The 13,117-nt window shown below is 40.9% G+C and carries 11 protein-coding genes and 2 pseudogenes; 10 read left to right on the forward strand and 3 right to left on the reverse strand.

Annotated features, from left to right (window positions below; translation table 11 throughout):
* The first annotated feature begins 25 nt into the window (after positions 1 to 25).
* The 4 genes from ACYRY3_RS33825 (at position 26) to ACYRY3_RS33840 (ending at position 5,014) form a co-directional block, all read left to right on the forward strand.
* On the forward strand, positions 26 to 2,497 hold the full coding sequence (locus ACYRY3_RS33825; RefSeq protein ID WP_460206046.1) for a hybrid sensor histidine kinase/response regulator: 2,472 nt from the start codon (positions 26 to 28) through the stop codon (positions 2,495 to 2,497).
* 2 nt (positions 2,498 to 2,499) lie between these two features.
* Positions 2,500 to 3,324, forward strand: coding sequence for a response regulator (locus ACYRY3_RS33830; RefSeq protein WP_460206047.1), 825 nt, complete (start codon positions 2,500 to 2,502; stop codon positions 3,322 to 3,324).
* A gap of 405 nt (positions 3,325 to 3,729) precedes the next feature.
* Positions 3,730 to 4,146 (forward strand): surface-adhesin E family protein, encoded by a 417-nt coding sequence (locus tag ACYRY3_RS33835; RefSeq protein WP_460206048.1) that lies wholly within the window; start codon positions 3,730 to 3,732, stop codon positions 4,144 to 4,146.
* 235 nt (positions 4,147 to 4,381) lie between these two features.
* Positions 4,382 to 5,014, forward strand: a complete 633-nt coding sequence (locus tag ACYRY3_RS33840) for a sensor domain-containing phosphodiesterase (protein WP_460206049.1) — start codon at positions 4,382 to 4,384, stop codon at positions 5,012 to 5,014.
* Between the two features lie 124 nt (positions 5,015 to 5,138).
* Here the strand turns inward: ACYRY3_RS33840 and ACYRY3_RS33845 are convergent, their stop codons facing one another.
* Positions 5,139 to 9,875, reverse strand: coding sequence for a WD40 domain-containing protein (locus ACYRY3_RS33845; RefSeq protein WP_460206050.1), 4,737 nt, complete (start codon positions 9,873 to 9,875; stop codon positions 5,139 to 5,141).
* A gap of 358 nt (positions 9,876 to 10,233) precedes the next feature.
* On the opposite strand from ACYRY3_RS33845, the gene ACYRY3_RS33850 reads away from it, so the two are divergent.
* On the forward strand, positions 10,234 to 10,461 hold the full coding sequence (locus tag ACYRY3_RS33850; protein WP_460206051.1) for a hypothetical protein: 228 nt from the start codon (positions 10,234 to 10,236) through the stop codon (positions 10,459 to 10,461).
* Here ACYRY3_RS33850 and ACYRY3_RS33855 read toward each other — a convergent pair.
* Positions 10,420 to 10,818 carry a hypothetical protein gene (locus tag ACYRY3_RS33855; protein ID WP_460206052.1) on the reverse strand — a complete coding sequence of 133 codons (399 nt, stop codon included), beginning with the start codon at positions 10,816 to 10,818 and terminating at the stop codon, positions 10,420 to 10,422. The two genes, ACYRY3_RS33850 and ACYRY3_RS33855, sit on opposite strands and share 42 nt — an antisense overlap.
* 5 nt (positions 10,819 to 10,823) lie before the next feature.
* Positions 10,824 to 11,003 (reverse strand): hypothetical protein, encoded by a 180-nt coding sequence (locus tag ACYRY3_RS33860; protein ID WP_460206053.1) that lies wholly within the window; start codon positions 11,001 to 11,003, stop codon positions 10,824 to 10,826.
* Between the two features lie 110 nt (positions 11,004 to 11,113).
* Between ACYRY3_RS33860 and ACYRY3_RS33865 the strand changes: the two are divergent.
* From ACYRY3_RS33865 to rpmE, 5 genes and pseudogenes are all read left to right on the forward strand, one after another.
* Positions 11,114 to 11,527, forward strand: a pseudogene (locus tag ACYRY3_RS33865) (Uma2 family endonuclease); the annotation flags it as partial.
* Positions 11,518 to 11,742 (forward strand): annotated as a pseudogene (locus ACYRY3_RS33870) (tRNA pseudouridine(38-40) synthase TruA); the annotation flags it as partial. The pseudogenes ACYRY3_RS33865 and ACYRY3_RS33870, both read left to right, overlap by 10 nt.
* 87 nt (positions 11,743 to 11,829) lie before the next feature.
* On the forward strand, positions 11,830 to 12,285 hold the full coding sequence (gene rplM / locus ACYRY3_RS33875; RefSeq protein WP_460206054.1) for a 50S ribosomal protein L13: 456 nt from the start codon (positions 11,830 to 11,832) through the stop codon (positions 12,283 to 12,285).
* Positions 12,285 to 12,701, forward strand: a complete 417-nt coding sequence (gene rpsI, locus ACYRY3_RS33880; protein WP_460206055.1) for a 30S ribosomal protein S9 — start codon at positions 12,285 to 12,287, stop codon at positions 12,699 to 12,701. Before rplM ends, rpsI begins: the two co-directional genes overlap by 1 nt.
* Positions 12,702 to 12,783: 82 nt before the next feature.
* Positions 12,784 to 13,020, forward strand: a complete 237-nt coding sequence (gene rpmE, locus ACYRY3_RS33885; protein WP_460206056.1) for a 50S ribosomal protein L31 — start codon at positions 12,784 to 12,786, stop codon at positions 13,018 to 13,020.
* Positions 13,021 to 13,117 lie beyond the last annotated feature (97 nt).

Below are 13,117 nucleotides of genomic sequence, written 5' to 3' on the forward strand. Positions count from 1 at the left end.
GGCAAAGGAAAGCCTCTGAACTCTCATGAATTTTTGGAAACAGCACCTAACCACTAAAGTCGCCAGTTCCTTCTTAATCTTGTCTTTGGTGACTGTTGGAGTTGTGGGAAGCGTTGCCTTCATCAAAGCAAGAGAGGCACTCAAAGAGGCTGCTTTCAATCGCCTGCGTGTCACCGCCTCCCTCAAAGAGAGAGAAATTATTCGTTGGTTTGAAGATCAACAACGAGATTTTCTCCTGACAACTCAGTTTCCGGATGTACAAGCTAACGTCAAGATACTCTTAAATCGGCAAATCACTGACACAGAGTATAAAAATTCTTACATCCTTCTTTCTAAATATTTACGGGGTGTTGTTAAACTCAAACCAAATCTTAAGGAAATTTTTATTATCGATCGCAGTAATAAAGTCATCTTATCCACAAATAAACTGCGTGAAAATCAGTATGAAATTTTAGCCAATATTACCTATATTGAAACAGTTGAGTCTGGAGACTCTTTCGACCCGATTTTTTATGTTTCCCCCGATACAGGAAAATCATCAGTAACTCTAGCGGCACCTCTGCGGGATGCAACTGGAACACGCCAAGGAGTGATATTAGCCAATCTAAACTTGGAAAGAATTGACCAAATTGTTCGGGAACGTAAAGGCTTGGGGAAAAGTGGTGAAACTTACTTGGTTGGTTCTTTGATTACGCAAAACACTTTTATATCGAAAGAAGATACGAATCACCAAAAATTTCCTGATGGTGTAAGCAGCAAAGGCATAGATGATGCAATGAGTGGCATCAGTGGCGAGGCTCTCTATAAAAATTATGCCAGCATACCAGTGATTGGGGTGTATCGCTGGCTGAACGATCAAGACCTTGCTCTCCTAGTGGAAATGCAACAGGAAGAAGCGTTTGCACCTGCTCGTCAACTAGCAGCTACAATTGTCTTAGTGGGGTTAATTTCCGTAGTATTTCTATTAATAGGTGTATATTTGCTGACAAAGCAGCTAAAAATCTCTCGGGAACAGTTAGAAAATTACAGCCGTAAATTAGAACAAAAAGCTTACGAAGCAGAGGCAGCTAACAGAGCTAAAAGTGAATTCTTGGCAAACATGAGCCATGAACTCCGTACTCCCCTGAACACAATCCTCGGCTTTACCCAATTATTAACCCGCGATCCATCTGTGAAGTTTTCACAACTAGAACAACTCCAAATTATCAGTCGTAGTGGAGAGCATTTACTGACTTTAATTAATGACGTGTTGTCAATGTCTAAAATTGAGGCTGGCAGAACAACACTCAATGAAAATAGCTTTGACCTATGGAGTATGCTTGATTCTTTAGAAGAGATGTTTCGACAAAAAGCAGAATCCAAAAGTTTAAAGCTCATATTTGAGCGATGTCCTGAAATTCCCAAGTATGTACAAACAGATGAAAGTAAACTGCGCCAAGTTTTGATTAATCTTCTTGGTAACGCTATTAAGTTTACGCACGAAGGTGGTGTTGCACTGCGGGTCAGAATTGTTGATATGTCGCCGTTAAGAGTTGAGAGTCAAAAATCCAAAGTCAACACTCAACCATCAACCCTTCATTTTGAAGTAGAAGATACTGGACCTGGAATTGCACCCTCTGAGGTTGAGAAATTGTTTAAACCCTTTGTTCAGACAGAAACTGGTAGAAAATCTCAGCAGGGAACAGGTTTGGGTTTAACAATTAGCCAACAATTTGTGGAATTGATGGGAGGAAAGATTGCTGTTAGCAGTACTTTAGGTGAAGGAACAATTTTTTCCTTTGATATCCAAATTTTCCAAGTAGAAGGGATTGAGACTCAAACTCAGCTAAAACGACAGCGCGTTATTGGTTTGGAAAGCAACCAACCCAGTTACCGCATTTTGGTAGTTGAAGACAAATGGGAAAATCGCCAACTCTTATTCCAAATGCTAGCATCCTTGGGCTTTGAAGTGCGTGGAGCAGAAAATGGTCTGGAAGGGGTCAATTTGTGGGAAAGTTGGGAACCCCACTTAATTTTGATGGATATGCGGATGCCTCTGATGGATGGGTACGAAGCAACTAAACGAATCAAAGCTCATTTGAAAGGTCAGGCTACTACTATCATTGCTCTCACAGCCAGTGCCTTTGATGAAGAAAAAGTTGTGATTTTATCCGCAGGGTGTGACGATTTTGTACGCAAGCCTTTCCGGGAAGAAGTGATTTTAGAAAAGTTGGCTCAGTATTTGGGAGTGCGTTATGTCTATGAAGCAACGGATGAAGTACAAACTCTGAATGGAACAACGGCTTCATCTTTCATCCTTGAGCCATCATCCTTACAAGTCATGTCTTCTGAGTGGATAGCACAACTCCACCAAGCAGCGCTTTGCACCGACGAGAAACAAATTTTCAGCTTGCTTGAGCAAATTCCTGAAGAATACACATTTTTGGCAAACGCCTTGGCTGATTTGGTTCATAATTTCCGTATTGATAAAATCATCGATTTAAGTCAAGCGGATTGAGAATGATTAATAGAACACAACTCCCAAAAGCAAATATTTTAGTTGTTGATGATACGCCGGATAATTTACGTCTTTTATCCGCTATGCTCAATCAACTTGGGTATGAGGTTCGGCGCGTGATTAACGGGCAAACAGCTTTAAAGACAGCACAAGCAGCCCCACCAGATTTAATTTTGCTTGATATTATGATGCCAGATATGAATGGTTATGAGGTTTGCCAACACCTCAAAGCATCACCCCTGACTTGCGATATCCCAGTCATTTTTATTAGCGCCCTGGATGAGGTTCTCGACAAAGTTAAAGCTTTTGCTGTTGGTGGTGTCGATTACATTACCAAACCGTTTAGTGAAGAAGAAGTTTTTGCCCGTGTGGAAAATAGTCTAACTATCCGCAGGCTGCAACAAAAATTGACAGAGCAAAATACTCGCCTGCAAGAAGAAATTCGTGTGAGCGAGGCTTACCGAAGGGCTTGCCAAAAAGCAGAGTTAGGGTTGCGTCTTTCACAGTTTTATCTGGATAAATTCAAAGATGCAATTTATTTTGTAGATTCCGATGCTCGGCTTATCTATGCTAATGAAGCCGCTAGTCGAGATTTGGGATACTCTTGCGAACAATTGTTAACTATGACTGTTTACGATATAGATCCAAATATTTCAGCAGCTAATTGGCGATCGCACTGGCAAGACTACAAACAACAGGGCTGTTTAACTTTTAAATCTCTTAACCGAACCTTGGATGGACAATTTCTTCAGGTGGCTGTCACTGTCAATTTCATGGAATTTAACGGTGAAGAATACCTTTGCGTGAATGTCTCTAAAGTTAACTAGTGAAGGTTGTTATCTATCCAGTGTTATTTATCCTTAGTAAGGGTTTTAGGTATATTTGCGTTTGGTTTATTCACGCCAATTTCTTATTATTTTAAATAATCACTGCAATTTTAGAAAAAATGATTCCAGCTTTATAATATTTTTACAAATATGCTCTGATATTTTTTCATGAAAACTTTAAAAGTATGTAAAAACGAGCGGATAAGGTTAAGTAAATCTAACTATAGGTTGATGAAGATAGTTAATAGTTGTAGTATAATTGTTAGCCACAGGTATTGCGCCCTCATACCATTTCACTGCTTGAAGCGTCTCTACACTATCTTTAACAAGACTTCTTGATTTTATTAGAAATATTTAAATTTAAATAGAGTAAATTAAATTAAATTTAAATATTTTCTAGCAACCATGAAAACCTTTTACAAATTTCTTGTATCAGGCACTGTTCTTGTTATTCTTAACAATTCTTTTCCTGCCCAAGCTAATGATGATAAGCTTTGGATACCCATTAGTAATAGAACCAATGGGTCTACTTATTTAGACGTGAATAGTATTACTCCTCAAGGGAATACTAAAACCTTCTGGCTATACATAAGCGTCAATCAGCCAAGCGCCCAGGGATGGTCAAAGATATTAGCCGAAGGAGTTGCTAATTGCAGTACTAAAGATACTACATACCGACAAGCAAAAGTTTATGACAGCCAAGATCGAGTAGTCAAATCACTTTCAACTGAAGGGATAAAACAACTCAACATAGAAGCTATTGCAGCCCCAGATGCAACAAATGAGGAACTAGCAGCTTTAGTTTGCAGTTCAACTCAATAGACATCTCCAACAAAGATTGTAGAGACGCGCTGTTTGAAGCGTCTCTACAATGGTTTTAGATAATGCATAATTAATTTCCACTCCTATGTCTAATGAAAACGTTAAGTAGGTCGGTAAGAAAAAACGTCACTGGTAAGGGTCGTCCTTAGTCATTTGTCATTGGTCATTTGTAAGGGTTTTCGATGCCGTTCAACGTGCTGATGAATTGGGAGATTTGGCAAATTCTTTCAATCACATGGCTTACCAGCTAAGGGAGTCTTTTCACGCCCTGCAACTGAGTGAGGAGCGTTTTCGTCGTGCCATTCTACAAGCTCCTTTACCCATTATCCTCCATGCAGGAAATGGCGAGATACTACTTATCAATCACGCTTGGACAGAGATCGCGGGATACTCCCACGAAGAAATACCTACTATCAAGGATTGGACTGAGAAAGTTTACGGTAGTGAAAAACAACTTATTCAAGAAACCATTGACCGTTTACACGAGATTAAGCACCGAGTTTCAGAGGGTGAGTTTACTATTAAAACTTGCATGGGCGAAACTCGCATTTGGGATTTTTACTCAGCTCCATTAGGTAACCTACCTGATGGAAGAAGCTTGGTGATTAGTACGGCGATTGATGTGACTGAACGCAAGCAAGCTGTGTCCGCTTTAATCAGGAGCGAACAGAGGTTTAAAAGTACATTGGATCGGGCTGCAGCTCATAGTTTGGGATTGAATGTTATTGCAGAGGGTGTGGAAACAGCAGAACAGTTGGCTGTACTTCGAGCTTTAGGATGTGAATCTGGACAGGGATACTTTTTCGCCAAACCACTAGATGCCGAAGCAGTTATTCCTTTCATACAAAGTTTTACGAGGAGTAGTTAATCAAGAATTAGAAGAAGCGATAAGTGAACTTTTTTGCAATCCTCAAGATAATGATAAACCTGATAGTGCCCTATTATACTTTGTTGTTGTAAACACGTCCCAATCAAGATTAAATTGCTGAATTTCAGTCTTCTATTTCTATAGCCCCTAAGGCTTTCAAAGTAGCTCTTTGACTTTTCGTTAAACCAATTACGTCTGTAATGTTCATACCCTCATAGGGTCGGGGAATCCTAAGAGTTTTTACATCCAGAGCTTTCCCAATTTCGATATTCCAAAAAAGCTTGATTGTTTCATCATCGCTACCACTAGCTAAGATTCTACCGTTAGGACTGAAAGTAACTGAGCGGATACCTTTAGTATGTTCTTGCAGGATTGTTTCACACTGACCAGTTGACACATTCCACAATCGTAACGTCCGATCTTCACTGCCACTAGCTAGAGTCTTACCATTAGGACTAAAAGCGATTGTTCGCACCCAGCTAGTATGTTCGCGCAAAGTTTTAATACATTCTCCTGTTTGAATATCCCATAGTCGTATTGTTTGGTCTTCACTACCGCTCCCTAAAGTTCTACTATCAGGACTGAAAGCGATTGACCTTACTGGACTACTATGTTTTTCTAAACTTTGGCAGTATTTACCAGTCTGAACATCCCACAACCTAATTGTGCAATCACCACTGCCACTAGCCAAAGTCTTACCATCAGGACTGAAAGCTACAGACCATATCCACTTTTTATGACCCATTAAAGTTCTGACAAGTTTGCCAGTAAAAACATTCCACACAAGCAGTACCCGATCCTGGCTGCCGCCAGCCAAAGTTTTACCATCAGGACTGAAAGCGATTGACCTTACTGAACTACCATGTTCTTCTAAAATGCGGCACTCACCAGTCTCATAATTCCACAGCCTTACAGTGCGATCGCTACTGCCACTAGCCAAAGTTTTACCATCGGGGCTAAAGGCAAGAGTAAGAACACGACCAATATCTCCCTGTAGAACCCTACGACATTTACAATCTTCAACGTTCCAAAGCCTTATTCTTTGGTCCTCACTGGCACTAGCCAAAATATTGTTATTGTTACTAAAGGCGATCGCCTGAACCTGATTGACAGATTCTCGCCAAATGGAATATTGATCCTTCAAGACATTCGATGATGTTCTTAGTACCTGATTTTCACTGCTGCTAATCAAAGTTTTGCCATCAGAACTGAAGATAATTGATTTCACCCAAACCCAATCAACATTTTCTTGCCAATAATCATTCTCACCCGTTTCTGCATTCCACAATTTAATTTGTTGGTCTTCACTACCGCTAACCAGAGTTCTACCATCAGGACTGAAAGCTATTAGCCTTACTGGACTGATATGTCCTTGCAAAATTTTACGGCATTCACCAGTTTCAACATCCCACAGCTTAACTGTGCTATCACCACTGCCACTAGCCAAAGTTTTACCATTAGGACTGAAAGCCACAGATAGAACCCAATCTGTATCATTTTTAAAAATTTTAGTGAATTGTAGAGTTGTGATATCCCATAATACTATTGTTTTATCTTCACTAGCGCTAGCCAGAGTTTGACCATCAGGACTAAAAACTATTGACCTGACTGGACCAATATGTTTTTTTAAAACTCCGCGTTCTTCACCAGACGTAACATCCCATATTCTCACTGTGCAATCACCACTGCCACTTGCCAAAATCTTACCATTAGGACTAAAAACCACTGACCATACCCATCTCGTGTGTCCTTGTAGAGTATGATGCAAACTGTTGGTAGTGATATTCCATAAACGTACTGTTGCATCTTCACTACCACTAGCTAAGATATCACCACTAGGATTAAAGGTAACTGTTCTTACTGGATTCGTATGTCCTTTGAAAGTGCTAATATGATCTCCATCAGTAAACTTTAATAACCGAACATCCCCATTATCATCTCCAGTAGCTGCAAGCTTCGCATCTAGACTAGATGCTACTGCCAAAATCCTCCCTAGCCCAATGTTGAAAACAGAATTTTCTAGGTTAGCTCCGGTGAAATCAACATTTTGAAGGTTTGCGTTGGTAAAATCACACCCTAATATGATAGCACGCCTAAGATTGCACCCTTGAAGACCCGCTTTATTTAGTCTCAAAAGAAGTGTTGCGACATTACCACCAACATACTTGACTTCTTCTGTAGTCTTTCCTCGTGTCGAAATAACGATACTTTGCAGCTGGTTAGCAGTGTTTTCTCCGCGTTCAACCATTAATACTAATAAATCAAAAATTGCTCTAGTTAACAGTGTTTGTCCAATAGTTGTACACAAGTATTCCAGCGGCTCTTGGGAAAATTTCTTGATTGGTGAAATAGTTAATGTTTCACTCTTGTTATTAACTTCTTGCTTAAAATATGAAGACCAAGTATAGTTTTTTGGCAACAAATCTTTAGGTGAATTTGGTGGCGAGGATCTAGCGAGAGCAATAAATTCTGAATCCAAGACACCTAATTCTGCAGCTAACTTATACGCAATGAAAAACTCTAAAAAAGATCGATGAGCTGGAGTATAGTCACCATCTGCATTGCGAATAAGCATAGTTTGCCCCATCATGTCATATTGCCAATGGTCTAAATCTTTTTGCTCCTGTACTACTGGGAATAAACTAAGAATGCGTTCTGGAAATTGTCGATAATTAAGGCTCAATTTATTAGTAGATAGCATTTCCCAAGATAATTCGCATAAGAAATAAAGCTTATCTGCTAAAGATGTAAAAGTACGTTCCTCTCTAATATCTCGTTCCATCTTTCTCCGTACAGCATAGAGATAAACCCTTGCTATATCTACAGGTTTTCCAGCTTGGATATCTGGTAGTGCATCTAAAACTAACTCTGTCATAACCGGACGACGAACTAGATCCAGAAGTTGAGGATTCCTCATCACTGCTTCTACTGTACTTGTATTATTGTCAGTTCGGGATAACAGCACCTGACGAATTTGCTGGTCGTTAAACTTCTCTAGTTCTAAAACCTCAAATTGAGGAGTTTCTCCTGTTAGATTAGCCGTGGAGGCACGTAATTCAGCATTTAGTAAGGCACGACCTTCTTTTGCTTCTGGGAAATGTTCTGTACGACAAGTAAAAATAACCTTTGCCCCAGGTACGACTACCTTAGCCAATTCCCAAAAGTTGTTAATCATTTCCTGCCGATTCACTCTAGCTGCCATTTCATCAAAACCATCAAAAATGATTAACAACTTGCCCATACGGTTAAGTTGCTCAAAGATTGAATAACCAGAAAGCAGAGTTTCGTGCTTGCGAAAGAAAAATTCGGATAATAATGACTCAACAGTGGCTGCTTTGGCATAATCCCGTAGCGGGATGACTATTGGCAGGCGAGGACGTTTTATTCCTTGATTTTGAGCAATGCGATACCTTTGCAGTGCGATCCAAGCATAGTGAAGGGCAAACCAAGTTTTGCCAGTGCCAAATTCTCCTAAAATTGAGAGGTGTTCTTTAGCAGGATCATCCAACCAACGGTCGATGTAACCATCAATCCAACCATTATGTTCGTCGTAACGACTCACCCCAATCTTTTGCTTAGAGATGTGATCGAACTCTTCTTTAATGCAGGACATGGATACATACATAGTATCAATTTTCTGGCGTTTAATCTGCTTTTCTAACCAATCAAAATATTTGCTGAAATCTGCATTTTGGTCTAGTAATTCATCCAATGTGAAACAACACAGATGCTGTTTTTCTGTCTTTTTCACTTCGTTACGGGCTGCCTGACTGATGCGGCGAAGGCTTACTAACCAACCTTCGTCAGTTTTTTGCTCATCTACTGACTGGTGTAGTGCTGACACATCTTTAACGCCTCCCTCGCCTGCAATACCATGCAATAAAATTCGATTGTATCCACGTCGCCGTATAGGAGGATTAATAATCCACTCAAAATAGTTTTCTTTCAAACATTCGGACTCAAATCTATACTTTAAAGTATCAAACCAAGGTCGCAACTGCTCGGCTAGATGGGCTAATAACTCATTTTTACGCTCTTTGGCGTCATTATCTGTGTCTTTGACTTTTGATTTTGACTCATATTTAGCTCTTCCTTGAATTAGCTGAATTACACCCCCAGAATTGTAAGCTACTGGATATTGAGGAATGTTCGTTTTTCTGTAGTACTCTTGTAGATCTTGAAAAACTGAGTCTACTAGTGCATGGTTAGTAAGCCATTCAAACTCTACAATTTGGTTAGGGTCAAGTCTCTTCAAAAGAGACCCTGTCAGTATCCCATGTTCACCATCTAACCGTTGATAAGCAACTTCATAATCACGGGACGCAGCAATAAAGGCGCGATCGCAACCTGAGTTATGCCTTCCCAGCTCAGTATCATTGAAATTGAGTAATTCTCCAGCAAAACAGCAATCTAACCAAATAACCTGCTGTTTTACTTGGCTTTGCTCCAACATATCCCATAAGTCTCGTAGCGAATAACCCCAGAAGTTTTTACTTGGACTAGCATCACTGGTTGCCAAAAAACCTTGTGTCAAACTTTTTCTTAATTGCTTTCGCAGTCCGTGTCCCGCAAAAAATAACAGCGCCGTCTCTGGAGGTTTCCTACTTTCTGGGAGGAACAATTCGGCGATTGCTTCTTCTAATTCTTCTGCCTTGATAAGCTTTTTGGGATCGACCTGCAATTTCCCATCTAGATTGCTGGAGGGTAAGCGCTTGACTCTAAAATTCCCGTAGGTTTCTAGAAGTTGAGCGATCGCCTCTGCGTCAGAAGCAGGAGTGGTGAGATGCTGGGGCTTGCCTGTTGACGAGTTTTTCAGGTTAGGATATTGATTAATACCTACTATCAACGCATCTCTGCTCATATCAATAATTTAGCAATTTAAAATAAATATCTTAGCTTAATTTAGAGATTATAACTAATTGCCATAGCGATTGCAAAATTACTCTTTTTTCTCTTCTCTCCCTGTAAAATTACTCATACTCCGACTAGCCACGCCGCATTTAGTTCCCACTACTATGAAGTACAGTAGATTCGATGTTTATGAGGTACAGTGCCTAATTCAAATTCCAAGTTTTAAAAAGCCACCCTACAATTGGTGTACCTCACGTACCGCAAACGCGCTGTATCTGTGAAATTAATAGAATTAAGATTGCACAGGAAGCGTTATAAAGACTACCAGAGCAAACTCTACTTACTACTTCCGACCTGCAAACACTTGTATGGCAAACCAAGTCACAAACGCAGCCACTATCCCAACTCCTACACTCACCGTTGCGGATACCACAGGCGAAAGCCAAGGTTCTGGAACTCCATGTTGTGATAGAAATGAACCTACAGGATATTTCGCTGCTTCCTTTGGGTTGGTTGCACCAGGAAATTGTCCAGCGATAGAAGCAACAAACGAACTAGCAGCTAACCCAACACCAACAATTGCTACAGTACTTTGAAAAGCACGATACGGCTTCAGCCGTTAAGCTTCGCTTATCGCGTTCTGAGCGTTCAATCTCCGCGATTCCCCGAATTGCGTTAATCAAGTCTGTTACTATTGTCAACCCAGGGTTCAAACTTTCGCAGTCGCTTTGAACTTGCTGTAAATATCTGCGTTTGACTTCTTCAATAAATTTCTGGAGAAACTTTAACTCACTATCTGTGTTTAATTCATTTAACTTTTGCTTAATTCTCTCCAATCGTCTTTCGTAGTTAAGCAGATTGATTTCAATTGTACGTTTTTGAGTCGCAAGATAATTCAAGTTGACAGAGTAGCGCCAAAGAATATTCTGAGCCTCAACTAAAGTTTGGCGCAATTTCTTTAAGTCCAACTTACTACATCAATTGTTACATTCAAGATCTCGTCACTTTCTCGGTCAGGTTTTCCCTCAAAATAGCCAAAAGTAGTTGGTTTTCGATTTTCGCGGGCTAGTTCTACTTCTAATTCCTTCTCGGTAGGCATTTGTTCTGGAGGAATAATGTCCTGGTGCAGAAAATGCACTGTATTTGCACTCTTCAGCAAGTACTGAACCAGAGTTTTGACTAACTTTCACCCTCACCTCGAAAGCTACAATTAAACTAAGCCCGAAAAACTCAAGGTGTTCAAAGACTATGGTAGCCATCACCCAACAACCCCAAAAAATGACCTTTGAGGAATATCTCGAATGGGAACTTCAGCAGGACGTTCGCTACGAATATATCAACGGCGAAGTTTTTGCGATGACGGGTGGTACAATTCCCCATAACGATATTGCTCTAAACTTTTACAGAGCCTTATACCCTCATCTGCGTTCCAGAGGTTGCCGGGTGAATGTGTCAGACGTGAAAGTACAAGTCAGCCCCCAAAGCCAGTACTACTATCCTGATGTTGTTGTCAGTTGCGACCCTCAAGACCTCAACGCCCGCAAATTTATTCAATTTCCCAAGCTGATTGTCGAAGTTCTCTCCCCTGGCACAAGCGCCAAAGACAGGGGTGAAAAATTCACTGAATATCTTAAGATACCCACTTTGCAAGAGTGTATGGTATGGTGCGGCTATTGGTCGGGATGTTAGTGCAAGTTGGTGCCGGACACCGGACACCAGAAGACTTTACTGACTTATGGAAATCTGAACGACGGGAAGAAGTAAAATACGCTGCGCCTCCCCAAGGTTTGTGTTTGTTGCGAGTCGGCTACCCAGATTTTCCCTTTCCTCCTGAGATTTGGTTTGATACTCAACCAAAATTTGTCATTGGTCATTAGTCATTAGCTATTTGTACCAGACAAAGGACAAATGACAGAAGACTTGTGACAAATGACAAAGGACTTTTGACAAAGGACAAATAGAAAATGACTAACAAAACGTTCCTTCCACCTGAAAAGACTCTTGAGCATAATTGGTATGTAGTAGATGCTACAAACCAGCGCCTTGGTCGTCTAGCTAGCGAAGTTGCCATGATTCTTAGAGGGAAAAATAAACCTCAATATACCCCTCACATGGATACAGGTGACTTTGTTATCATTGTCAATGCTGAAAAAGTGACTGTTACTGGTAAAAAGCGCACCCAAAAGATATACCAACGTCATTCCGGTCGTCCTGGTGGGATGAAAACCGAAACCTTTGATAAGCTGCAACAACGTTTACCAGAACGAATTGTGGAGCACGCTGTTAAGGGTATGTTACCGAAGAATACTTTGGGGCGTCAGCTATTTACTAAGCTCAAGGTATATGCCGGACCCACTCATCCCCATGCAGCACAACAACCAAAAGAGTTAAAGATTCAAACAATTCCAGGAGAAAATTAATGCAAGCAACAGATAACGACACCGGTCGTGCAATGTATTGGGGCACAGGTCGCCGCAAATCCGCAATAGCGCGAGTTCGTCTAGTTCCCGGTACCGGACAATTGATTGTCAATGGCAAACCAGGAGATCTTTACTTTCAGTTCAACGCTAACTACATTGCCCTTGCCAAAGCACCCTTGGAAACTCTGGGTTTGGAAAACGAATACGACATTTTGGTGAAAGCAGAAGGCGGTGGCTTAACCGGACAATCAGATGCTGTTCGCCTGGGAGTTGCCCGTGCCCTTTGCCAACTCGATCCAGAAAACCGCTCACCTCTCAAAAGCGAAGGTTACCTCACCCGTGACCCACGAGCTAAAGAACGCAAAAAGTACGGTTTGCACAAAGCTCGCAAAGCACCTCAGTACTCCAAGCGCTAATGACGGCTAATCGCTAACAGCAAGTCACAATTAGCAGTTAGCAAAAAGTTATAATAGATGTAGATCAACCACGGAAGAGAAAATGGCTAAACCAGATATTCATCCTCAGTGGTATCCTGAAGCCAAAGTTTACTGTAACGGTCAACTGGTTATGACTGTAGGTTCTACTAAGCCAGAACTACATGTAGACGTTTGGTCTGGAAACCACCCTTTCTATACAGGAACTCAGAAGATTATTGACACCGAAGGTCGCGTAGAACGCTTCATGAGGAAGTACGGCATGATGGAAGGTCAAACCGGCGGCAAAAGGAAAAAGTAGCGGGCTGGCTTTAGCTTTTAACGACGACCCTGCATAGGCTGGGTCGATTTGTCGTATCTAACGCTCAAGCCAATTTGCTATCTTTAAGGAGTGACTG

Source organism: Scytonema sp. NUACC21 (genome assembly GCF_054684315.1).